This window comes from Nocardioides jiangsuensis (genome assembly GCF_019679455.1).
In the GTDB taxonomy this organism is placed as follows: Bacteria; Actinomycetota; Actinomycetes; order Propionibacteriales; family Nocardioidaceae; genus Nocardioides_C; species Nocardioides_C jiangsuensis.
In genome coordinates this window covers 502,427-525,077 of sequence record NZ_JAIEZQ010000003.1, presented here as the reverse complement: position 1 = coordinate 525,077, position 22,651 = coordinate 502,427, and the positions used below count along the sequence as shown (strand labels likewise).

The window sequence follows — 22,651 nt, the reverse complement described above, 5'->3', positions numbered from 1 at the left end:
CCCGACCGCCCAAATCCGGCGTCCCGGGCGCACCTTCGCTCGCAGGGTCAGCGCTGTTTCTCGCCCTGCTTCTGCACGTCGGGCTTCTTGGTGTCCTTCTTCGGCTCCGGCTTGGGGGTGGCGATGTCGCCGGTCCACTCGATCGGGTCGAAGTCCTGGTTGGGCCGGAAGCTGACCGCGGTCATCGTGCCGCGGTCCGGGGCCAGGAAGACCAGGCAGGTCGAGAACGACGATCCGGGCTTGAACTCGTCCGGCAGCGGCTTCGACGCGCACGTCGGGAAGGTCGTGGTGAACGCCGCCGGGGGCAGCAGGGTGTTCCGGTCGTCGACGCCCCACAGCGGGACCGGCGTCCCGCCGAGCTCGCCCTCGCCGGTGTTCCTCACCTTCACGTCGACGTAGTACGGCGTCGAGGCGCGGGCGGCCTCGTCGAGGATGAACCCGGAGAAGTCCTTGGTCGAGCCCCGCCGGGCGCTCTCCACCGTGAGGTCGAGGACGGTCCCCTTCTTCTGGTTCGGCTCGTAGATCACCGTCGCGGTGTCGCCGAAGGCGAGGTCCGCGCCGATCTCGGTCAGCTCGGCACCCGCGGGCACGGAGACCGTGCTGCTCGGGGAGGGCGAGACGCTGACCGTGCTGCTCGGGGTCTGCGACGCCTCGTCGCCGCCTGATCCGCACCCGGCGAGGACGAGCGCGGAGGCGGCCGCGAGGGTCAGCGAGCGGATGGGCAGGGTGGTGTTCTTCGTAGGACGCACCCGTTCATTGTGCACATCGCCCGTACACGGCAAAACGCCGCCGGAGCCCTGGAGGGCTCCGGCGGCGCCGACGGTCGGGGGTGTCCCGGTCGGGTCCTGCGATCAGCAGCCGAGCAGGCGCTCGGCGAAGTAGGACTTGATCTGGTCGAGGCCGATCCGCTCCTGCTTCATGGTGTCGCGCTCGCGCACGGTGACCGCGTTGTCCTCGAGGGTGTCGAAGTCGACGGTCACGCAGTACGGCGTGCCGATCTCGTCCTGGCGGCGGTAGCGGCGGCCGATCGCGCCCGCGTCGTCGAACTCCACGTTCCACACCGTGCGCAGGTCCGCGGCGAGGCCCTTGGCCTTCGGCGAGAGGTCGGCGTTGCGCGACAGCGGCAGCACCGCGACCTTGACCGGCGCGAGCCGGTGGTCGAGCTTGAGCACGGTGCGCTTGTCGACGCCGCCCTTGGCGTTGGGCGCCTCGTCCTCGGCGTAGGCGTCGATGAGGAACGCCATCATCGAGCGGTTCACGCCGGCTGCGGGCTCGATGACGTACGGCGTCCAGCGCTCGCCGGTGGCCTGGTCGAAGTACGACAGGTCCTGGCCGGAGTGCTTGGCGTGCGTGCTGAGGTCGAAGTCGGTGCGGTTCGCGACGCCCTCGAGCTCGCCCCACTCCGAGCCCTGGAACTGGAAGCGGTACTCGATGTCGACGGTGCGCTTGGAGTAGTGCGACAGCTTCTCGGTCGGGTGCTCGTAGTGGCGCAGGTTGTCGGGGTCGATGCCGAGGTCGGTGTACCACTCGGTGCGCAGGTCGATCCAGGCCTGGTGCCAGCCCTCGTCCTCACCGGGCTTGACGAAGAACTCCAACTCCATCTGCTCGAACTCGCGGGTGCGGAAGATGAAGTTGCCCGGGGTGATCTCGTTGCGGAAGCTCTTGCCGATCTGGCCGATGCCGAACGGCGGCTTGCGGCGCGAGGAGTTCATCACGTTCGCGAAGTTCACGAAGATGCCCTGCGCGGTCTCCGGGCGGAGGAAGTGCAGGCCCTCCTCGGACTCGACGGGGCCGAGGAACGTCTTGAGCAGGCCGTTGAACATCCGCGGCTCGGTCCAGGCGTTCTTCGTGCCGCAGTTGGGGCAGGCGATGAGGTCCATGCCGACCGCGTCGGGGTCGTCGAGGCCCTTCTTCTCCGCGTACGCCTCCTGCAGGTGGTCCTGGCGGAAGCGCTTGTGGCAGGACTGGCACTCGATGAGCGGGTCCACGAAGGCCGACAGGTGGCCCGAGGCCTCCCACACCTTGGTGGGCAGGATCACCGACGAGTCGAGGCCGACGACGTCCTCGCGGGACTGCACCATGGAGCGCCACCACTGACGCTTGATGTTCTCCTTCAGCTCCACGCCGAGCGGTCCGTAGTCCCAGGCCGACCGGGTGCCGCCGTAGATCTCGCCGCACGGGTACACGAAGCCCCGGCGCTTGCAGAGAGAGACGATGTTGTCGACGTTGGCACTCGCTTTTTGCTTGCTCATCTTGGGCTTCCGGCTCCATCAGTCGGGGGCACTGCCTGGCTGACAGCGAAGACTCAGACTATCGCTGCGGGTCAATCGGGAATCCCCGTGGGTCAGCGCAGATCGCGCGGCCTGGCCTCGTTCAGCACGGCGCCGTCGCCGGGGTCGACGACCTCGTAGGCGGACGGCTCGTCGAGGGCGCGCGACAGCAGCGGTACGGCGCCGAGCTTGACGTCGTACGCCGACAGCGCGCGCCGGTAGCTGCCCACGTCGGCCCACCGGGTCTGCAGCACCCACAGCGACGGGTCGTCGACGTTCCGGCCGACCGTCCCGTCGACGTACCCGGGCCGCGAAGCCAGCAGTCCGTGCGCCGTCTCCAGGTCGCCCCGGAACGACGCCGCATCGGCCTCCGCGACCCTGAACCTGTTCACCACCAGCACGGGGCGACCCTACGCCCGCGCGGCCGCCCGCCCGCCGCGAGGGCGTGCCACAACCAGCCCGTTTGACAATGGTTCCCAATCGCATTGAGAATGATTCTCATGAAGAAGTCACCGGCGCCGCGTCTCCGTGCCGTCGCTGCGCTCGCCCTCCTCGCGCCCCTTCTCGCCGCGTGCGGCGACCCGCTGGGCGGCGGCGGAACGGGCACCGGTCCGCGGGTCGTGGCGTCGTTCTACCCCCTGGAGTACGTCGCGGAGCGGGTGGCCGGGGAGCACGTGGAGGTCGAGCAGCTGACCGCGCCCGGGGTCGAGTCGCACGACCTGGAGCTCAACGTCGAGAAGACCGCCGCGATCGCCGGCGCCGACCTCACGTTCTACCTGCGCGGGTACCAGCCCGCCGTCGACGAGGCGGTCGAGCAGAACGCCTCCGGTTCGGTCGTGGACGCGGCCGAGGTGGTCTCGCTGCACGCCGCGGAGGAGGAGCCCGGGCACGAGGGCGAGAGCGCCGAGGAGCACGCCGCGCACGAGGGTGAGGCCGGCGACCCGCACTTCTGGCTCGACCCCGTGCTCCTCGGCGAGGCGGCGACCGCGTTCACCGAGCAGATGGCCGAGGTCGACCCCGACCACGCCGCGGACTACCGCGCCAACCTCGCCGACCTCCGGGCCGACCTCGAGCAGCTCGACGCGGACTACCGCGAGGGTCTGACCGGCTGCGAGCTCGACACGGTCGTGGTCAGCCACGACGCGTTCGGCTACCTGGAGAAGTACGGCCTCACCTTCGAGGCCGTCGCCGGGCTCTCCCCCGACGTCGAGCCCTCCCCGGCCCACCTCGCCGAGCTCGAGGACCTGATCCGGGAGACCGGGGTCACCACCGTCTTCTCGGAGACGCTCGCCAGCCCGGCCATGGCCCGGACCCTCGCCTCCGACCTCGACCTGGAGACCGGCGTGCTCGACCCGGTCGAGGGACTCCCCGCCGACTCCGGCCAGGAGGACTACCTTTCCCTCATGCGTGCCAACCTCCGGGCCCTCCAGCAGGCGAACGGCTGCCGATGAGCGCCCCCGAGCCGGTGGTCCGGATCCGCGACGGCGCGGTCGCGCTCGGCGGCCGCCCCGTCCTGCGCGGCATCGACCTCACCGTCCAGCAGGGCGAGGTCGTCGCGGTCCTCGGCGCGAACGGGTCGGGCAAGTCGACGCTGGTCCGCGCGATGATGGGGCTGGTCCCGACCAGCCGCGGCGAGGTGTCCCTCTTCGGCACGCCGCTGGACGACTTCCACGACTGGCAGCGGATCGGCTTCGTCCCCCAGCGGGTCAGCGCCACCTCCGGCGTGCCGGCCACCGTGTGGGAGGTCGTGGCCTCGGGGCGGCTCGCCCGCCGACCGTTCCTCCGGCCCCTGCGCGCCGAGGACCGCGCCGCCGTACGCGACGCGATCGCGGCGGTCGGCCTCTCCGACCGCGCCAAGGACGGCTGCGCCACCCTCTCCGGCGGCCAGCAGCAGCGGGTGCTGATCGCCCGGGCGCTCGCCGGGGACCCGGACGTCCTCGTCCTCGACGAGCCGACCGCCGGCGTCGACCTGGTCAGCCAGCAGGCATTCGCCGACGCGCTGGGCGCGCTCGTCGACCGCGGCGCGACGATCATCCTCGTCGCCCACGAGCTCGGCCCGCTGGCGCCGCTGATCGGCCGGACCGTGGTGATGCGCGACGGCCGGGTGGCGTACGACGGCGCCCCGGTGGCGACCGCGCACGAGGTGGAGCACGCCGGGCTCGCCGGGCAGGGGCACCACCACCCCGACCTGCAGGGCAGGCCCTCCGACCACATCCCGGTCGTGACCTCCCCGCTCGACCAGAGCGCGCGACGAGGTGACGCATGAGCTTCCTGGAGTACGACTTCCTGGTCCGCGCGCTCGTCGCCGCGCTCTTCACCGGTCTCGCCGCCCCGGCGGTCGGCACCTACCTCGTGCAGCGCCGGCTCTCGCTGATGGGCGACGGGATCGGCCACATCGCGGTCACCGGCGTCGCGCTCGGCCTGCTCACCGGCACCTCCCCCACTGTGACCGCGGTGGTCGTCGCGATCATCGGCGCCGTGGTGATCGAGGTGATCCGCGAGCAGGGCCGCACCAGCGGCGACGTCGCCCTGGCCCTGCTGTTCTACGGCGGCATCGCCGGCGGCGTCATGCTGATCGGTCTCGCCGGGCAGGGCGCCAACACGCTCCAGACCTACCTGTTCGGCTCGATCCTGGCGATCGACTCGGGGGACGTGTGGGTCACCGTCGTGCTCGCCGCGGTCGTGGTCGTCGTCGCGGTCGGGCTGTCTCCGCAACTGTTCGCGGTCGCCCAGGACGCGGAGTTCGCCCGGGTGGCCGGACTCAACGTGCGGTTCTACAACATCCTGGTCGCCGTGATGGCCGCGGTCACCGTGACCGTGGCGATGCGCACGGTGGGCCTGCTCCTGGTCAGCGCGCTGATGGTCGTGCCGGTGGCCACCGCACAGCAGGTCACCCGCGGCTTCCGCACGACGCTCCTGCTCGCCATGGGCCTCGGCACGCTCGCGTCGACCGGCGGGCTGGTCACGGCGGCCTACGTGCCGAACATCCCGCCCGGGTCGACGATCGTGCTCCTCGCCCTGGCCGGCTTCATGGCGGCCTGGCCGCTCGGCGTGTGGCTGCGCCGCCGGCAGCGGCTCGCCGCCCCCTTCGTCGCGACGGCCGAGGACGACCTCGCGCTCGCCGCCGACCACACCGTCGTACCGGAGTCCCACGCCCACGAGCACGGCGAGGACTGCGGGCATGCCGCCGTCCCCCACGGCGACCACGTGGACTACGTCCACGACGGCCACCGGCACGCACCCCACGGGAGCCACTATGACGAGCACTAGCCGGAAGACCGAGGACCCGGCCACCGCCCCGTCGATCGCCGGGGCGCGGCCCACCCGCCAGCGGCGCGCGGTGGCGTCGGCGCTGCAGTCCTTCGACGACTTCCGCAGCGCCCAGGACATCCACGACCTGCTCCGCCGCAGCGGCGAGAACGTCGGGCTGTCCACGGTCTACCGCACCCTCCAGGCGCTCGCGGACAACGGCGACGTCGACATGCTGCGCACCGAGGAGGGCGAGGCGATCTACCGCCGGTGCAGCACCTCGCACCACCACCACCTGGTCTGCCGCGCCTGTGGCCGCACCGTGGAGGTCGAGGGGCCGGCCGTCGAGAAGTGGTCGGACTCCGTCGCCGCGCAGCACGGCTTCACCGACGTCAGCCACACGCTCGAGATCTTCGGCACCTGCCCCACCTGCGCCTGACGCGGGGGCGGCACCGCGGCCAGTCACAACGGCACACGTGTGCGGTCGTGGCACGGTCCTCGTGCCGGGACGTGTCACAGCTCCACACGTGTGCGGTTCGTGACGTCCGGGGCAGGAGGGCGGGGAGCGCCGCGGAACTTTCCGGGCGGGACGCGGAGCTGCCCGGCTACGAGGCCCGCCTGCACCGGTGAACCGGCTCGCGGACCGGCGGCGCACGCCGCTAGCCTGCGCGGCATGGAGATCCGCACCGCCACCGACGCCGACTGGGACGCGATCTGGCCGATCTACGAGGCGATCGTCGTCGCCGGGGAGACCTACGCCTTCCCCGAGCCGCGGTACGACGAGGCGCGCTCGCTGTGGATGGAGCGGCCGCCGGGCCGCACCGTGGTCGCGGTGGACGCCGGCCGGGTCCTCGGCTCGGCGAAGATGGGCCCGAACCGCCCCGGTCGCGGTGACCACGTGGCCACCGCGAGCTTCATGGTCGACCCGGCGGCACACGGCCGCGGCGTCGGCCGGGCGCTGGGCCGGCACACCGTGGACTGGGCGCGGGCGGCCGGCTACCGCGGCATGCAGTTCAACGCGGTCGTGGAGACCAACGAGGCCGCCGTGCACCTGTGGCAGGCGCTCGGCTTCGAGGTCCTGGGCACCGTGCCCGGCGCGTTCCGGCACCCCGTGCACGGCTTCGTCGGCCTGCACGTGATGTACCTGGACCTCACCGGCCCCGAGGCCTGAGCGGCCCCCGTCAGGCGTTGGGGAGCGCGCCGCCGTACCGCCGGTCGCGGCGTGCGTAGGTGTCCACGGCCTGCCACAGGTGGCGACGGTCCACGTCGGGCCAGAGCACGTCGCTGAAGACGAGCTCGGAGTACGCCGCCTGCCAGAGCATGAAGTTCGAGAGCCGCTCCTCCCCCGACGTCCGCCAGACCAGGTCGGCCTCGGACAGCTCGGGGACGTAGAGGTGCCGCGCGAAGGTCTTCTCGTCGACCTTCTCCGGGTCGAGCCTCCCGGCCGCGACCTCCCGGGCGATCGAGCGCGCGGCGTCGGCGAGCTCGGCGCGGCCGCCGTAGTTCACGCACATCGTCAGCGTCAGCACGTCGTTGTCGCGGGTGAGCTCCTCGGCCTCCTTGAGCTCCTTGACCACCGAGCGCCAGAGCCTCGGCTCGCGACCGGCCCAGCGGACCCGGACACCGAGCTCGTGCATCTCGTCGCGCCGACGGCGGATCACGTCGCGGTTGAAGCCCATGAGGAAGCGGACCTCGTCCGGCGAGCGCTTCCAGTTCTCGGTGGAGAAGGCGTACGCCGACACCGCCTTCACGCCGATCTCGATGGCACCCTCGACCACGTCGAACAGCGAGTGCTCGCCCTGCTCGTGCCCGGCGGTGCGCGGCAGTCCGCGCTCCTTCGCCCACCGGCCGTTGCCGTCCATCACCACCGCGACGTGGTGCGGGACGAGCTCGGAGGGGATCGCCGGAGGCGTGGCGCCGGAGGGATGGGGACGGGGTGCGCGCACCGGCGGACGCGACGTCACCTTCCTGCCTCGAGCCACCCTCGTCCTCCCTGGTCCGGCCGTATGATGCCGACAAACCTATGCCTCACCCGTGGGACATGGGCCAGGACCCCGGAAGCAGGACGGACCATGGCCGGCGGCAACGACAAGATCGAGCAGCAGATGACGACGCTGCTGCGGCGCGTGCAGCGCATCCACATCTCCACCTCCTCCGGGGAGATGGAACTCGACCGCTCGGCCTACGGGATCATGTGCCGGGTGGCCGACGAGGGCCCCCAGCGGCTCGGCTCCTTCGCCTCCGCGTTCGGCCTCGACCCCTCCACGATCACCCGCCAGGTGCAGGCTCTCGAGCGCGCCGGCCTGGCCGAGCGGCACACCGACTCCGCCGACCGGCGGGCCTCGATCCTGGACCTGACCGACGAGGGCCGGGTGGTGCTCGAGCGCACCCGGGAGTTCCGCCGCCACCGGCTCGACGAGATCCTCGCCGACTGGTCCGACGACGACCGCGCCGAGCTCGGCCGGCTGCTCGAGAAGTTCAACACCTCGATGGACGCGCTGCTGGAGCGCTCCTCCTGATCAGCGCTCCACGTGCGAGAGGGACTTGAGCCCGCGCTCGAGGTGCCAGGCGAGGTAGGCCGCGACCAGCCCGGTCGCCTCCTTGCGGTGCCGCGGCTCGCTGGCCTCGACGACCGCCCAGTCACCGGCGAGCAGGGCGCCGAGCAGCGCGACGGTCTCCACGGCGGGGCTGGCCGACCCCGGGACGCGGCAGGTGGAGCAGAGCATCCCGCCCCCGGAGGGGCTGAAGGCGCGGTGCGGCCCCTCGAGGCCACAGCGGGCACACCCGTCGAACGACGGCGCGTAGCCGGCCACCGACAGCGAGCGCAGCAGGAACGAGTCGAGCACCGCCGAGGGCGACCGCTCCCCCGACGACATCGCCCGGAGGGCCCCGATCAGCAGCAGGAACTGCTGGAGCGCCGGCTCCTTGTCCTCGATGACCAGCCGCTCGGCGGTCTCGAGCATCACCGTGCCGGCGGTGTAGCGCTCGTAGTCGGAGCCGATCCTGGCCGCGAACGGCGAGAGCGTCTCGGCCTGGGTCACCACGTCGAGGGACCGGCCCTCGGCGAGCTGGAGGTCGACGTACGTGAACGGCTCCAGCCGGGACCCGAACCGGGAGCTGGTACGGCGGACGCCCTTCGCGACCGCGCGGACCCGGCCGTTGCCCCGGGTCAGCAGCGTGATGATCCGGTCCGCCTCACCCAGCTTCTGGGTGCGCAGCACCACGGCTTCGTCACGGTAGAGACCCACGTCGCCATTCTCCCTCGCCGGGCCACGATGTCCGAGCCGACCTCCCGCGGAGCCGACATGATTCCGTCACCAGGGCTTGCCAAAGGTAATACCTTTCGGTCACAGTAGGGCGCGCCCTGTAACGGGCATCACAGCCCGGCATCACACCGATGCCCTCGAACCCCTGGAGACCACTCGTGGATCCCATTGCACCGGTCCACGGCACGGCCACCCTGCTGGTCATCGCCGCCGTCGCCGTCGCCCTCCTGCTGTTCCTGATCATGAAGCTGCGGCTGCACGCGTTCGTGTCGCTCGTGCTGGTCAGCCTCATCACCGCGGTCGTCGCGGGAATCCCGGTCGCCGACGTGCCCGCGACACTGCTCTTCGGCTTCGGCGGCACCCTGGGCGCCGTCGCGCTCCTGGTCGGTTTCGGGGTCATGCTCGGCCGGCTGCTCGAGGTCACCGGCGGGGCCCAGGTCCTCGCCGACACCCTGATCAACCGCTTCGGCGAGAAGCGGGCGCCCTTCGCGCTCGGTGTCGCCGCGCTGATCTTCGGCTTCCCGATCTTCTTCGACGCCGGCCTCGTGGTCTTCCTGCCGATCATCCTCACCGTGGCCCGCCGCTTCGGCGGCTCCGTGCTCTACTACGCGATCCCCGCGGCCGGCGCCTTCGCCGCGATGCACGCGCTCGTCCCGCCGCACCCCGGACCGGTCGCCGCCGGTGAGGCCATCAGCGCGGACATCGGCGTGGTCCTCCTCGTGGGCCTGCCCGTCGCGATCGTCTCCTGGTACGTCGGCGTCTACCTCGTCTCGAAGGTGCTCGGCGCCCGCTTCGACATCCCGCTGCCCGACCTGCTGTTCGGCGAGGTCAACGGCGGCACCACTCCCGGTACGACGTACGACGACACCACCGGCACCCGGGGCGGCGCGACCGGCACGGACGCGGGCACCGCCTCCGGCACCGTGCTCACCCGGACCCGCACGACGCCCTCCTTCGGCACCGTGTTCGGCCTGCTGCTCCTCCCGCTCGCGCTGATCTCCTTCAACACCGTGCTCACCACCTTGGTCACCACCGGCGCGATCCCCGAGGGCAACGTCTGGGTGGAGTACCTCCAGCTCGCCGGCAACACCCCGGTGGCCCTGCTGATCACGCTGCTCGTCGCGATCGCCGTCCTCGGCACCCGCGGCCGCTCGCTCGCGGAGACCAGCGACATCCTCGACGCGGCGCTGGCCCCGATCTGCTCGATCATCCTGATCACCGGCGCGGGCGGCATGTTCGGCTTCGTGCTGCGCACCAGCGGCATCGGCACGGCGCTGACCGAGTCGCTGGAGAACGTCGGCATCCCGCTGCTGCTCGCGGCGTTCCTGATCGCGACCGCGCTGCGCGTGGCGCAGGGGTCGGCCACCGTCGCGCTGACCACCACGGCCGGTCTGATCGCGGGTCAGGCCGACGAGGCCGCGCTCACCGACTTCAAGCTCGCCCTCGTCGTGGTCGCGATCGCCGCCGGCGCCACCGTGCTCTCGCACGTGAACGACTCCGGCTTCTGGCTGGTCAGCCGGTTCTTCGGGATGGACGAGAAGACCACGCTGAAGACCTGGACCGTGATGGAGACGACGCTCGGCGTCACCGCGTTCGCGATCGCCTCCGTGCTGTGGGTCGTGACGTGACCTTCGGACGTTCAGCTCGCGTCGCGGGTGCCGCCGATCGTGGAGGCGACCTCGGTCGCGACCTCCAGGCAGATCGTCGTCATCGCGGCGCGGGCGACGTCCGGCTCGCCGGAGGCCACCGCCTGCGCCACCATCTGGTGCAGGCGGCGGGCCTCGGGCTTGGGCTCCGGCGGCATCAGGTGGTGGTCGGTGCGGCCCCGCAGCACCTCCTCCACGACCTCCCCGAGCCCCGCGAACATCACGTTGCCCGAGGCCTCGAGCAGCAGCCGGTGGAAGGCGATGTCGTGCTCGAGGAAGGTGCGGAGGTCACCCGCGGCGCCGGTCACCTCGAGCTCCTCGGCCAGGCGGACCACCTCGCGGCGCTGCTCGGCGGTGGCGTGGTCGGCGGCGAGCGCGGCGGACGCCGGCTCGACGGCGGCGCGCAGCTGCGACAGCTCGTGCAGGTGGGTCGACCGGCCGGCGCCGGCGAGCCGCCAGCGGATCACGGCGGGGTCGAAGGCGTCCCACTCCTGGCGTGGACGGACCCGGATGCCGGTACGGCGCCGGCTCTCCACGAGCCCCATGGACACGAGCACCTGGATCACCTCGCGGGCCACGGTCCGCGAGACGCCGTACTCCTCGCCGAGCCACTCCAGGGTGAGCGTCGCACCCTCCGGCAGCGCCCCGCCCACGATGCGCGGGCCGAGGTCGGCGAGGACGTCGCTGTGCAGGGTGGCCATGCCAGGCAGCCTAGCGAGCGCACGAGCCGCACCGGGGAGGTGCGGCGATGACGCCCGCCGCGCCGCTGCACGTCGTCGTGATGGGGGTGTCCGGGACCGGCAAGTCCACCGTCGGGGCGCTGCTCGCCGCGGACCTCGGGGTCACCCTGGTGGAGGGCGACAGCTACCACCCGGCGGCGAACATCGCGAAGATGTCGTCGGGCACGCCGCTCACCGACGAGGACCGGATGCCGTGGCTGCGCGCGCTGGCCCAGGTCACCCGGGACCGGCACGCCGAGGGGTTGTCCACCGTGCTGACCTGCTCCGCGCTACGCCGCTGCTACCGCGACGTCCTCCGTGAGGGCGTCCCCGGCACGGAGTCGTTCTTCGTGCACCTGCACGCCGACTTCGCCGTGCTCGAGCGGCGGATGCGGGAGCGCGAGCACTTCATGCCGCCCTCGCTGCTCCGCTCGCAGTTCGACACCCTCGAGCCGCTCGAGGACGACGAGCGCGGCGTGGTGGTCGACGTGGCCGCGCCCCTGTCCGAGGTAATGGCCCGGGCCCGCGCGGCCCTCGGGGTCACCGCCGGCTGACCGCTCCCGCGAGGCCCTCCGGTCAGCCCGGTCGGGCGGTCTTGCGGGGCCTGCGGCGGGCCGCGGGGCGCCAGCACTCCTCGACGAAGGCGATCGCCTCCTTGTCGAGGCGGGCCGGGCGCATCCGCCACTCGAGGATGCCGCCTGCCTGCACGAAGCGGGCGTGCGGCATCTCCTCGGCGAGCATCGCGGCGTCCGCCCACGGGTGCACCGGGTCGCGCGGGTGGCCGACCACCATCGCCGGCGCGGTGATCGTGCGGCGCAGCCCGGTGGCGGGCGCGATCCGGCCGAAGAAGATGCCGTGGATCGTGGCCGCCATGGGCGCCGGACGCTGGTTCAGCGTGTCGAGCACCACGCCGGCCCAGAACGGCACGAGGCCGCGCGGCACCATCCTGCTCACCGCCCGTACGGCGCTCACCGAGGCCGGCACGAAGCGGGCCGCGAACATCAGCGGCGCGAACGCGATGATGCCGGCCTCCACGGCGTTGTCGAGCACGGGCATCTCGAGCAGCAGGCCCCGGACCCGGTCCGGCGCGGCGGCGGCCACCTCGAGCGAGACGTTCGCGCCCAGCGACGTACCCCCCACCACCGCCTGCGGGGCGTCGAGGTGGTCGAGCAGGGCGACCACCTGCTCGCCGAACGCGGTCATCGAGTACTGCATCGGGTCGGTGGGCCGGTCGGAGCGGCCGTGTCCGAGGAGGTCCACGGCGACCACGTGGAAGCCCTCGCCTGCGAGGGTGCGGGCAAGCGGCTGGTGCATGCGGCGCGGCATCAGCTGGCCGTGCACGAGCACCACCCAGCGGTCACCGGCTCCGTACTCGGTGTACTCGATCCGGTCCTCGTCGAGGAAGAACTGGCCGATCCGCTCCGAGACCAAGGTCGCCATCCGCACATCCCGTCGGTAGGTGAACAGGTTCCCGAGCGTAGTGGAGGCCACACCCGCGCCCCTCCCGAGAGCACGGGAAACGCCCCGCGCGCCGGTGCGGATGCATCAGGATTGCTCCATGAGCCTTCTCGGGACCCACCTCAGGCGTGCGGGCGACGGCCGATGAGCCCTCGCCTCCCCGCCGGTCCCCCGGGAAGGACCGGGCCCCGGCCTGCCTTCGTCACGAGGCACCCGCTGCTGCTCGTGGCCGTGCTGCTCTCCGCCGTGTTCCTGCTGGGCGTGACCTCGGTGCTCCTCGCGCCGGCCGACACCCGGGTGGCGGTGTGGTGGCCCGCGGCGGGCCTGTCGGCCGTCCTGCTGCTCCTCGCGCCGCGCGCCTGGCGTCCCTACCTGGTCCTCGCCGTGGCGCTGGTCAGCGCGCTGGCCAACTCCGCGGCCGGGCGGCCGGTGCCCGTGGCGGCCGGCTTCGGGCTCGCCAATGCCGCCGAGGCGTACGTCGTGGCGTGGTGGCTGACCCGCGGCACCGGCGGCCGCCCGTCCCTGAGGACCATGGACGACCTGCGCCGGCTCCTGGTCGCCACCGTCCTCGGCGCGCTCGTGATCGGGGCCGGTGTCGGCGCCACCGTCGGCCTGCTCCTCGGCGGGGACGCCCTCGCCGCCGCGCGCACCGTGACGGCCTCGCACGGCGCGGCGATCCTGGTGATCGCGCCACTCGCCCTGCGGGTGGGCGCCTCCCCGCTCCGCGCGCGCCGTGCGGAGGCCGCGGCCCAGCTGAGCCTCCTGCTCACGGCCACCGCCCTCGTCTTCTCGCCCGGCCAGGACCTCGGGCTCACCTTCCTGGTCCTGCCGCTGCTGATCTGGGGCGCGCTGCGGCTCGGTCTGCGCGCCGTCTCCGTCGAGCTGGTGCTCGTCGGGGTGCTCACCTCCGCGCTCACCGTGCGTGGCTGGGGACCGTTCGCGGTGAGCGCCGCGACCGGCGTCACCGACCTCGGCACCACCGTCTCGCTCGTGCAGACCTTCCTGATCGCCACGGCGGTGATCGCCCTGACGCTCGCCGTGGTCGTCGAGCAGAAGCGGACGGCCACGGCCCGGCTGCAGGCCAGCGAGCAGCTGTTCCGCAAGAGCTTCGACGAGTCCTTCGTCGGCATGCTGCTGCTGCGCCGGGACGGGGACGGGCTGCGGATCGCCCAGCTCAACCAGACCGCCGCCGAGATCCTGGGCGCCCCCGCCGAGGACCTCGAGGGCCGCGCCTGGACACCGATGCTGGCGACCGAGACCCCGGTCGACGAGGTCGCCGACGCGCTGCTGGCCGGCACGCTCGCCGGCTGGCGCGAGGAGACCTGGCTGGCGTCGAACCCGGGCCACCGCGTCGGCGTGGCGATGTCGCTGCTGTCCACCGACAGCGACGAGCCGATGTTCACCGCCCAGCTGATCGACGTCACCTCCGCGCACGAGGCGTCACAGCGGCTGCGGACCGAGAAGGACTTCACCTCGGCGGTGCTCGACACCACCGGCTGCCTGATCGTGGTCGTGCACGTCGACGGCACCGTGGTCGGGATGAACCCGGCCGCGCAGCGGGCCAGCGGGTACGACGAGGAGCGGGTGGCCGGCTCGAAGCTGTGGGAGAGGCTCGTCCCCGCGGAGGACCGGGCGACCGTGAGCCGCATGCTCGCCCACCCCGCGTCCGGAGGGGCGCCCGCCGGTTTCGAGGGCGACCTGCTGACCGCCTCCGGCCGGCGCCGCCGGGTGGTGTGGTCCAACGCCTTCCTCCACGACGAGGACGGCGGGCACAGCCACGTGGTGATGACCGGGATCGACGTCACCGAGGAGCGCACCACCCGCCGCCTGCTCGACCACCTGCTCCAGGCCGCGTCCGCGACGTCGTTCATCGGCACCAACGTCCGGGGCACGATCACCGTGTTCAACTCCGGCGCCGAGGCGCTGCTCGGCTACTCCGCCCAGGAGCTGGTCGGGCACGCCCGGCTGGACGACGTACACGACCCCGACGAGCTCGCGGCGCGCGCCGAGGAGCTCGGCACCGCCCCGGGCTTCGCCGCACTCGTGGCGAACGTCGACGGGGGCGCCGAGACCCGCGACTGGACCTACGTCCACAAGGACGGGAGCACCTCGCTGGTCGCGGTCACGCTCACCGCCGTCCGCGACGCGCTCGGCCAGCACATCGGCTACCTCGCCGTCGGCCGCGACGTCACCGAGCAGCGCGAGGGGCAGCGGCTGCTCGAGGCCACGCTGGAGAAGGAGCGGCAGGCCGCGGAGCGGCTGCGTGACCTCGACCGGGCCAAGAACGACTTCGTCTCCACCATCAGCCACGAGCTGCGCACCCCGATCACCAGCATCGTCGGCTACACCGAGATGCTCCAGGACGGGGTCGCCGGCGCGGTGTCCCCCGACCAGGACCGGCTCGTCGACGCGGTCCGCCGCAACGGCGAGCGCCTGATCGTGCTGATCGAGGACCTGCTCACGCTCTCGCGGATCGAGGCCGGCACGTTCGTCCTCGAGAAGTCGACCGTCGACCTGCGCACGGTGCTCACCCGCGCGCACGAGACGCTCCGGCCGATGGTCGCCGACCGCCGGCTCGACGTCAGGTTCGAGGTCCCGGACGAGCCCGTGCTCGTGCTCGGCGACCGCGGCCAGCTCGAGCGGGTGGTGCTGAACCTGGTCGGGAACGCGGTCAAGTTCACCGACGACGGAGGACGGGTCACCTGCCGGCTCGACCAGCACGGGACGCACGCCCACCTCGAGGTGGGCGACACCGGGATCGGCATCCCAGCACAGGAGCAGGCGGCGTTGTTCACCCGGTTCTTCCGCTCCACCACCGCCCGTGAGCGCGCGATCCAGGGCACCGGCCTCGGCCTGTCCATCGTGCAGTCGATCGTGCGCAGCCACGGCGGCGAGATCTACGTGCAGTCCGAGCACCTGGTCGGCACCCGGGTGCTGGTGCAGCTCCCGCTGGTCGCGCCGGCCGAGCTCGCCGGGGCCGGGGCCCGCTGACCTGCGAAACCTCCGTGCGCGACGGGAGCTCAGGTGACATGCTCACCCGCGTGACCGTTCTGGAGACGCTGGAGACCTACTACGACACCGTGCCCCGGGCGGCCGCCTCCGCCGAGGAGGCCGGCCCCTTCACGCTGTTCGTGAAGACCGAGCCGACCGGCTGGCCGTACTACGCACGGCCGCGGCTGGGCGGCGAGGTGCCGTTCACCGCCGCCGCCGTCGACGCGGTGCGGGAGCGTCAGCGCGACCTCGGCGTGCCCGAGGCGCTGGAGTGGGTGCACGAGACCACCCCCACACTGCTGTCCGCCGCTCGCGAGTCCGGGCTGCACGTCCACGAGTGCCCGCTGCTGGTGCTGCCCGAGGACGCCGACCCGAAGCTGCCCGCGCTCCCCGACGGCCTCCGGGTCGACCTGCTCGCCCCCGACTCCCCCACGCTCGGCGCGGTGCTCGCCGCCGTCGGCGCGGGCTTCGCCGGCAGCGACGAGGTCACCCCGCGCGACCCGGGCAGCCAGCCGCGGACGATGGAGCGCGGGCTGCTCGCCGTCGCCGGCGCGTACGACGGGCGAGGGCCCGTCGGCGGGGGCTCCCACTCGCCGCGCGGCACCACCACCGAGCTGGCCGGGATCGCGGTGGTGCCCCGGGCACGCCGGCTCGGGGTCGGCGCCGCGATCACCCACGCCCTGGTCGAGGACGCCCGCCGCCGTGGTGTGGAGACGGTGTTCCTCTCCGCTCAGGACGACGCCGTCGCCCGGGTCTACGAGCGGGTCGGCTTCGTCCGGGTCGGCACGGCGTGCGTCGCGGAGCCCCCGGACGCCTGAGCGCCCTGGGTCCGCAACGGCTACGCGCGGTTGACCGCGGAGATCACGGCCTTCAGCGAGGCGGTGACGATGTTCGGGTCGAGGCCGACGCCCCACAGGATCTGGTCGCCGACCGCGCACTCCACGTAGGCCGCCGCGATCGCGTCGCCGCCCGAGGACAGCGCGTGCTCGTGGTAGTCGAGCACCCGGACGTCGTAGTTGCCGTCCAGCTCGTTGACCGCGCCCACGAACGCCGCGATCGGGCCGTTGCCGGTGCCCTCCAGCGACCGCAGCTCGCCGTCCACCCACACGTTGACCGCGAGCGCGTCCTTCTCCCCGGCCGCCGAGGAGGTATGCACGGAGTCCAGCTTCAACGGCGTCTCGCGGGCGAGGTACTCGGCCTCGAAGTCGGCCCAGATCTCCTCGGAGGACATCTCGCCGCCCTCGTCGTCGGTGTGCTGCTGGACCACCCGGCTGAACTCGATCTGCAGCCGGCGGGGCAGCTCGAGCTTGTGCTCGGACTTCATGATGTAGGCCACGCCGCCCTTGCCGGACTGGCTGTTCACCCGGATCACGGCCTCGTAGGAGCGACCGACGTCCTTCGGGTCGATCGGCAGGTACGGCACCTGCCACTCCTGCTCCTCCACGGGTACGCCGGCCGCGGCGGCGTCGCGCTCGAGGGCCTCGAAGCCCTTCTTGATCGCGTCCTGGTGCGAGCCGGAGAACGCCGTGTAGACCAGGTCACCGCCGTACGGGTGCCGCTCGTGCACAGGCAGCTGGTTGCAGTACTCGACGGTGCGACGGACCTCGTCGATGTCGGAGAAGTCGATCTGGGGGTCCACGCCCTGGGTGAACAGGTTCAGCCCCAGGGTCACCAGGCACACGTTGCCGGTGCGCTCGCCGTTGCCGAACAAGCAGCCCTCGATCCGGTCCGCGCCGGCCTGGTAGCCGAGCTCGGCGGCGGCGACCGCCGTACCCCGGTCGTTGTGGGGGTGCAGCGACAGCACCACGTGCTCGCGGTGGTCGAGGTGCCGGTTCATCCACTCGATGGAGTCCGCGTAGACGTTGGGGGTGGCCATCTCCACCGTCGCCGGCAGGTTGATGATCACCGGCTTCTCGGCGGTCGGCTCGAAGACCGCGAGCACCTCGTTGCAGATCCGCGCGGCGAACTCGAGCTCGGTGCCGGTGTAGGACTCCGGGGAGTACTCGTAGAAGACGGTCGTCTCCGGGAGGGACTCCTCGAACTTCTTGCACAGCCGCGCGCCGGTCACCGCGATGTCGACGATGCCGTCCATGTCGAGACCGAACACCACCCGGCGCTGCAGCGTCGAGGTCGAGTTGTACAGGTGCACGATGGCCTGCTTGGCGCCGGCGATCGCCTCGTAGGTCCGCTCGATCAGGTGCTCGCGGGCCTGGGTCAGGACCTGGATCACCACGTCGTCGGGGATCAGGTCCTCCTCGATGAGCATCCGCACGAAGTCGAAGTCGGTCTGGCTCGCGCTGGGGAAGCCGACCTCGATCTCCTTGTAACCCATGTCGACGAGGAGCTGGAACATCTTCTTCTTGCGGGCCGGCGTCATCGGGTCGATCAGCGCCTGGTTGCCGTCACGGAGGTCGACCGCGCACCAGCGCGGGGCCCGGGTGATGGTCCGGTCGGGCCAGGTGCGGTCGGGCACGTCGACCGCGGGGAACGGCCGGTAGCGCTGATGCGGCATGCCGCTCGGCTGCTGGGGGTTCTTCGGGGAGGGCTGGGGGTTCATCGACATCTCGCTTCTCGGGTCGGCTCGTGGTCCGGATGGCAACGACGAACTCCGCAGCGAGGGGGTCCGGCTCTAGCGAACCTCGCTGCGGCAGCGAAGGAGGAGAAGCTGCTGCGTCATGATGGCGACCAGCCTAGCCCGCACCACCCGAGGCCGCACGCCGAGCGGCCGGATCTGAGACGGGCGGCAGGACCCGCACCTCCTCCCCGGCCTGATATCCCCGCGCGGCGGCGGGGCCCCTCTGTTTGGATGTGCCGGTGCACATCGAACGCATCGACCCCCACGACCTCGACCTCGACACCGCCGACGCCATGGCGGAGGTGGTCCGGGCCTCGGACGCGGCCGGCGGGGTGCCGATCCCGCCGGTGACCGGCCCGACCCTGCTCCACGCCGCCCGGCACGGCTGGGACGGAACGCCCGCGGGGGCGCTGTGGGTGCTGCGCGACGGCGACCGTGTCGTCGGGCGGGTGCACGCCGACCTGCCGTGGCGCGACAACACCGACAGCTTCTACTACCGCGGCGTGGTGCACCCCGACGTACGGCGCCGCGGCGGTGGCCGCGCCCTGCACGACGCGCTGCTCGAGGTGGCCGCCGAGGCGGGCCGCACGAAGGTCTACACGGGGGCGTTCGAGGGCACCGACGGGATCCCCGCGCTCGCGGCGCTCCGCTACGAGCCGGTCGGCACCAACGTCATCCGGCGGATCTCCCTGCACGACACGCAGCCCGGGCTGTGGGACCGGTTGCACGCGCAGGCGGCCGCGAAGGCCGGCGACTACGAGCTGGTCCGGATGGTCGGCCCCACGCCCGTCGAGCAGCTCGAGGACATGGTGGCGCTGTTCGCGATCATCAACGACGCCCCCAGCGAGGACGCCGACAAGGAGGACGACCACTGGACCGCGGACCGGGTCGCCGCCTATGACACGGCGATGGCGGCCCGCCGGCAGACGGTCTACCGGGTCATCGCGCGGCACCGCGAGACCGGCGAGTGGGCCGGGCACTCGGTGCTGTGCGTCGACGAGTTCGCACCTGCGACCGGCTTCCAGGAGGACACCTCGGTGGTCCGCTCCCACCGCGGGCACGGCCTCGGGCTGCTGATGAAGACCGAGATGCTGCGCTGGATCGGCCAGGAGCGCCCCGAGGTCGGCGCGACCGACACCTGGAACGCGGTCGGCAACCACCACATGATCGCGGTCAACGAGCTGCTCGGCGCCCGGGTCGTCGCCCGGTACGTCACCCACAGGCTGACCCGATGACCGCCACCCTGCTCGTCGTGCACCACTCCCCCACGCCGTCCGTGGAGGCGCTGACCGAGGCGGTGCTCGCAGGTGCCCGGGACGACGCGATCGAGGGCGTCGACGTCGTCGTACGACCGGCGCTCGAGGCGACCGCGGAGGACGTGCTCGCCGCCGACGGGTACGTGCTCGGCACGCCCGCCAACTTCGGCTACATGGGCGGCGCGCTCAAGCACTTCTTCGACACCACGTTCCTCAGGGTCGGCGGGGCGCTGTCGAGCACGGGCTCGGCCGACGAGTCCGCAGGTCGCACGTCCGGACGGCCGTTCGGGCTCTACGTGCACGGCCGCTACGACACCGCCGGCGCCGTCCGCTCGGTGCTGTCGATCGTGCAGGCACTGTCCTGGCGACAGGCCGCCGAGGTGCTCGAGGTGGTGGGTGACGTCGGCGACGAGCACCGGGGTTCGGCGTACGAGCTCGGGGGTACCATCGCTGCACTGATCGCCCCCGACGCCTAGAGGTTCCGCTGTGCTCTCCCGCCTGGCCGCACCGGCCACCACGCTGGTGCTCCTCGCGCTCGGCGCGTGCTCGGCGGGGCTCACCGCCGAGGAGCCCAGCGGGAGCAGCGACTCGATCGAGGTCCCCGAGGTCGGTGCCTGCCGGGTGTTGACGCCGGAGGACGTCACCCGGCCGGACAACGCCTCCGCGGTCGTCGACTGCGCCGAGGAGCACACCGCGGAGACGTTCACCGTCGGCACCTTCCCGGGTGGGCTCGCGGTCGGTGACGACATCGACGACCCCGACCTCGGCGCCTACATCTACGACACGTGCAACAAGCGCTTCCAGGCGTTCCTCGGCGGTGACGAGAGCCTGGTCATGCGGTCGATGCTCACCTGGGCCTGGTTCCGGCCCTCGCAGGAGGCCTGGGACAAGGGCGCGCGCTGGTACCGCTGCGACGTGGTCGGCGGCGGTGAGCAGTCCGAGTCGTTCGTGAGCCTGCCCGAGACCGCGAAGGGCCTGCTCCGCGGCAAGCCCGACGACCAGTGGATGACCTGCGTCGACGGCGACACCGTGGCGGGGTCGCCGAAGATCCCCTGCAGCGAGCCTCACGACTGGCGCGCGGTGACCACGATCAAGCTGGGCGAGGAGAAGGACCCCTACCCCGGGGACCGGATGGTGGAGGTGCAGTCGCGCGACTACTGCTCCGACTCGGTGGGTGCCTGGCTCAACTACCCGGTCGACTACGACTACGGGTACACCTACTTCCACGAGGCCGAGTGGACCGCCGGCAACCGCCGCTCGATCTGCTGGGCGAAGACCGACCAGTAGCCCGGAGCGGACCCCGTTGACCCCCCTGCGTACGACGGCCACCGCGGTGGCCTCGCTGCTGCTGCTCGCCGGCTGTGACACCGGCGAGCCGACCGCGACCCCGGCCTCGCCGGCCACGAGCGCGAGCGCCTCCGCCGGCTCCCCGGACGGCACCGGCACGACGGACGCCCCGACGTCCGCGGGCACCTCACGGCCGGCCGGGCCGTCGGAGTCCACGACCTCCGCCGAGCCCACCGTCGAGGTCCCGCCCGCCCCGCCGGAGGACGCCTGCTACCGGCTGCGGCTGCGGGAGCTGACCGAGCCGACCAGCTCGCGGGACCCGGTCCCCTGCACCGACGCGCACAACGCCCAGACCATCCACGTCGGCGAGCTCGACACGGTCGTCGACGGGCACTCGGTGGCCGTGGACTCCTGGGTCGTGCAGGACCAGCTCGCCGGCACGTGCTCGGGCGAGCTGGCGTCGTACGTCGCAGGCTCCCGGCAGCTGCGGGCGCTGAGCCGCTTCGAGGTGGTCTGGTACAGCCCCACCCTGGAGCAGTCCGACCGCGGCGCCACCTGGTTCCGCTGCGACCTGGTCGCCTTCGCCACCAGCGACCGGCTCGCCGACCTGCCCCGCCCCTCCCGCCTCGAGTCGGTCCTCGACGAGGAGGGCGCCCTGGACACCTGGGGGCTGTGCGGCACCGCCGCGCCCGGCACCTCGGGGTTCTCGCGGGTGATCTGCTCGCGTGACCACTCCTGGCGCGCGGTGGCCACCATCGACCTCGGGGACGACGAGAGCTACCCGGGCACGGCCTCGGTGCGGGGCGCCGGCGACGACGACTGCCGCGACGTGGCGAGCGAGGGCGCGGGGTCGGCGACCCGGTTCGAGTACGGCTGGGAGTGGCCGACCCGCGCGCAGTGGAAGCAGGGCCAGCACTACGGCTTCTGCTGGGCCCCGGACTGACCGTCCCGTCGGGTACCGGCGGGCGGCCTAGAAGCCGAGGCGCCGGAGCTGCTTGGGGTCGCGCTGCCAGTCCTTGGCGATCTTCACGTGCAGGTCGAGGTAGACCGGCGTGCCGAGCATCGCCTCGATCTGCTTGCGGGCGTCGCTGCCGACCTCGCGCAGCCGGCTGCCCTTGTGCCCGATCACGATCCCCTTCTGCGAGGACCGCTCCACGAACAGGTTCGCGTGGATGTCGAGCAGCGGCTTGTCCTCGGACCGTCCCTCACGCAGACCCATCTCCTCCACGACGACCGCGATCGAGTGCGGCAGCTCGTCGCGCACGCCCTCGAGGGCCGCCTCCCGGATCAGCTCGGCGACGATCGCCTCCTCGGGCGCGTCGGTCAGCTCCCCGTCGGGGTAGAGCATCGGCCCCTCGGGCAGTCGCGAGACGAGGAGGTCGGCGAGCAGGCCGACCTGGTCCCCGGACTTCGCGGAGACGGGCACGATCTCGGCCCAGTCGGTGCCGGTCTCCTCGCCGAGCCTGGCGATGGCGAGCAGGTGCTCGCCGAGCTGCTCCGGCGTGGCGAGGTCGGTCTTGGTGGCCACCGCGACCTTGACCGTGCGACGCACCTTGGACAGCTCGTTGACGATGAACCGGTCGCCGGGGCCGATCTTCTCGTTGGCCGGGAAGCAGACCGCGACCACGTCCACCTCCGCCCAGGTCGTCTTGACCAGGTCGTTGAGCCGCTCCCCCAGCAACGTCCGGGGCCGGTGCAGACCGGGGGTGTCGACCAGGACGAGCTGGGCGTCGGGCCGGGACACGATGCCGCGGACGACGGTCCGGGTGGTCTGCGGCCGCGAGGACGTGATCGCCACCTTCGTGCCGACCATGGCGTTGGTCAGCGTCGACTTGCCGGCGTTCGGTCGTCCGACGAACGAGGCGAACCCGCTGCGGAAGGAGGGAGCGTTGTCAGGCACCCGGTGATTGTCCCACCCTCCGTGCGGGGCGCCG

23 protein-coding genes are annotated in these 22,651 nt (G+C 72.4%); 14 read left to right on the top strand and 9 right to left on the bottom strand.

All coding sequences use genetic code 11. The annotated features are described in order from the left end of the window. Positions 1-47 precede the first annotated feature (47 nt). The 3 genes from K1X13_RS18460 to K1X13_RS18450 form a co-directional block, all read right to left on the bottom strand. Positions 48-749 carry a hypothetical protein gene (locus tag K1X13_RS18460; protein ID WP_221026602.1) on the bottom strand — a complete coding sequence of 234 codons (702 nt, stop codon included), beginning with the start codon at positions 747-749 and terminating at the stop codon, positions 48-50. A 102-nt stretch (positions 750-851) separates the two neighbouring features. Next, a complete protein-coding gene (locus K1X13_RS18455; protein WP_221026601.1) occupies positions 852-2,252 on the bottom strand; it encodes a glycine--tRNA ligase in 1,401 nt (466 codons plus the stop codon). A 92-nt stretch (positions 2,253-2,344) separates the two neighbouring features. After that, positions 2,345-2,671, bottom strand: a complete 327-nt coding sequence (locus K1X13_RS18450) for an antibiotic biosynthesis monooxygenase family protein (protein ID WP_221026600.1) — start codon at positions 2,669-2,671, stop codon at positions 2,345-2,347. 99 nt (positions 2,672-2,770) lie between these two features. On the opposite strand from K1X13_RS18450, the gene K1X13_RS18445 reads away from it, so the two are divergent. The 5 genes from K1X13_RS18445 to K1X13_RS18425 all read left to right on the top strand — a co-directional run bounded on the left by K1X13_RS18445 (position 2,771) and on the right by K1X13_RS18425 (position 6,690). After that, positions 2,771-3,721 carry a metal ABC transporter substrate-binding protein gene (locus tag K1X13_RS18445; protein ID WP_221026599.1) on the top strand — a complete coding sequence of 317 codons (951 nt, stop codon included), beginning with the start codon at positions 2,771-2,773 and terminating at the stop codon, positions 3,719-3,721. Beyond that, a complete protein-coding gene (locus tag K1X13_RS18440) occupies positions 3,718-4,536 on the top strand; it encodes a metal ABC transporter ATP-binding protein (protein WP_221026598.1) in 819 nt (272 codons plus the stop codon). Before K1X13_RS18445 ends, K1X13_RS18440 begins: the two co-directional genes overlap by 4 nt. Further along, positions 4,533-5,540 carry a metal ABC transporter permease gene (locus K1X13_RS18435; protein ID WP_221026597.1) on the top strand — a complete coding sequence of 336 codons (1,008 nt, stop codon included), beginning with the start codon at positions 4,533-4,535 and terminating at the stop codon, positions 5,538-5,540. The genes K1X13_RS18440 and K1X13_RS18435 overlap by 4 nt, the downstream gene beginning before the upstream one ends. Further along, entirely contained in the window at positions 5,527-5,958 is a 432-nt protein-coding gene (locus tag K1X13_RS18430) for a Fur family transcriptional regulator (RefSeq protein ID WP_221026596.1), read from the top strand. The genes K1X13_RS18435 and K1X13_RS18430 overlap by 14 nt, the downstream gene beginning before the upstream one ends. Positions 5,959-6,192: 234 nt before the next feature. Then, positions 6,193-6,690: a GNAT family N-acetyltransferase gene (locus K1X13_RS18425; RefSeq protein ID WP_221026595.1), complete on the top strand. Its 498-nt coding sequence runs from the start codon at positions 6,193-6,195 to the stop codon at positions 6,688-6,690. 10 nt (positions 6,691-6,700) lie between these two features. Here the strand turns inward: K1X13_RS18425 and K1X13_RS18420 are convergent, their stop codons facing one another. Beyond that, positions 6,701-7,465, bottom strand: a complete 765-nt coding sequence (locus tag K1X13_RS18420) for an isoprenyl transferase (RefSeq protein WP_221026594.1) — start codon at positions 7,463-7,465, stop codon at positions 6,701-6,703. A gap of 126 nt (positions 7,466-7,591) precedes the next feature. Here K1X13_RS18420 and K1X13_RS18415 point away from each other — a divergent pair, with 126 nt between their 5' ends. Beyond that, entirely contained in the window at positions 7,592-8,038 is a 447-nt protein-coding gene (locus K1X13_RS18415) for a MarR family winged helix-turn-helix transcriptional regulator (protein WP_221026593.1), read from the top strand. Here the strand turns inward: K1X13_RS18415 and recO are convergent, their stop codons facing one another. Continuing rightward, entirely contained in the window at positions 8,039-8,767 is a 729-nt protein-coding gene (gene recO, locus K1X13_RS18410) for a DNA repair protein RecO (RefSeq protein ID WP_221026592.1), read from the bottom strand. A gap of 176 nt (positions 8,768-8,943) precedes the next feature. On the opposite strand from recO, the gene K1X13_RS18405 reads away from it, so the two are divergent. Continuing rightward, entirely contained in the window at positions 8,944-10,413 is a 1,470-nt protein-coding gene (locus K1X13_RS18405; RefSeq protein WP_221026591.1) for a GntP family permease, read from the top strand. Positions 10,414-10,424: 11 nt separating this feature from the next. Here the strand turns inward: K1X13_RS18405 and K1X13_RS18400 are convergent, their stop codons facing one another. Continuing rightward, complete coding sequence (locus tag K1X13_RS18400; protein WP_221026590.1) at positions 10,425-11,132, bottom strand: FadR/GntR family transcriptional regulator; 708 nt, start codon at positions 11,130-11,132, stop codon at positions 10,425-10,427. Between the two features lie 47 nt (positions 11,133-11,179). Here K1X13_RS18400 and K1X13_RS18395 point away from each other — a divergent pair, with 47 nt between their 5' ends. Then, positions 11,180-11,704, top strand: a complete 525-nt coding sequence (locus tag K1X13_RS18395) for a gluconokinase (RefSeq protein WP_221026589.1) — start codon at positions 11,180-11,182, stop codon at positions 11,702-11,704. A gap of 22 nt (positions 11,705-11,726) precedes the next feature. On the opposite strand, the gene K1X13_RS18390 is transcribed toward K1X13_RS18395, so the two are convergent. Beyond that, positions 11,727-12,590, bottom strand: coding sequence for an alpha/beta fold hydrolase (locus K1X13_RS18390; protein ID WP_221026588.1), 864 nt, complete (start codon positions 12,588-12,590; stop codon positions 11,727-11,729). Between the two features lie 162 nt (positions 12,591-12,752). On the opposite strand from K1X13_RS18390, the gene K1X13_RS18385 reads away from it, so the two are divergent. Beyond that, positions 12,753-15,599, top strand: coding sequence for a sensor histidine kinase (locus tag K1X13_RS18385; RefSeq protein WP_221026587.1), 2,847 nt, complete (start codon positions 12,753-12,755; stop codon positions 15,597-15,599). A gap of 50 nt (positions 15,600-15,649) precedes the next feature. Further along, positions 15,650-16,417: a GNAT family N-acetyltransferase gene (locus K1X13_RS18380; protein ID WP_221026586.1), complete on the top strand. Its 768-nt coding sequence runs from the start codon at positions 15,650-15,652 to the stop codon at positions 16,415-16,417. 20 nt (positions 16,418-16,437) lie between these two features. Here K1X13_RS18380 and leuA read toward each other — a convergent pair whose 3' ends face one another. Next, on the bottom strand, positions 16,438-18,156 hold the full coding sequence (gene leuA / locus K1X13_RS18375; protein ID WP_221026585.1) for a 2-isopropylmalate synthase: 1,719 nt from the start codon (positions 18,154-18,156) through the stop codon (positions 16,438-16,440). A gap of 257 nt (positions 18,157-18,413) precedes the next feature. Between leuA and K1X13_RS18370 the strand changes: the two genes are divergently transcribed. The 4 genes from K1X13_RS18370 to K1X13_RS18355 are packed head-to-tail and all read left to right on the top strand — an operon-like array spanning position 18,414 to position 21,660. Next, on the top strand, positions 18,414-19,409 hold the full coding sequence (locus tag K1X13_RS18370; protein WP_221026584.1) for a GNAT family N-acetyltransferase: 996 nt from the start codon (positions 18,414-18,416) through the stop codon (positions 19,407-19,409). Then, on the top strand, positions 19,406-19,906 hold the full coding sequence (locus K1X13_RS18365; protein ID WP_221026583.1) for a flavodoxin family protein: 501 nt from the start codon (positions 19,406-19,408) through the stop codon (positions 19,904-19,906). Before K1X13_RS18370 ends, K1X13_RS18365 begins: the two co-directional genes overlap by 4 nt. A gap of 10 nt (positions 19,907-19,916) precedes the next feature. Further along, positions 19,917-20,717, top strand: coding sequence for a septum formation family protein (locus K1X13_RS18360; protein WP_221026582.1), 801 nt, complete (start codon positions 19,917-19,919; stop codon positions 20,715-20,717). A 16-nt stretch (positions 20,718-20,733) separates the two neighbouring features. Beyond that, entirely contained in the window at positions 20,734-21,660 is a 927-nt protein-coding gene (locus K1X13_RS18355; protein WP_221026581.1) for a septum formation family protein, read from the top strand. 27 nt (positions 21,661-21,687) lie between these two features. Here the strand turns inward: K1X13_RS18355 and era are convergent, their stop codons facing one another. Continuing rightward, positions 21,688-22,617 carry a GTPase Era gene (gene era, locus K1X13_RS18350; protein WP_221026580.1) on the bottom strand — a complete coding sequence of 310 codons (930 nt, stop codon included), beginning with the start codon at positions 22,615-22,617 and terminating at the stop codon, positions 21,688-21,690. Positions 22,618-22,651 lie beyond the last annotated feature (34 nt).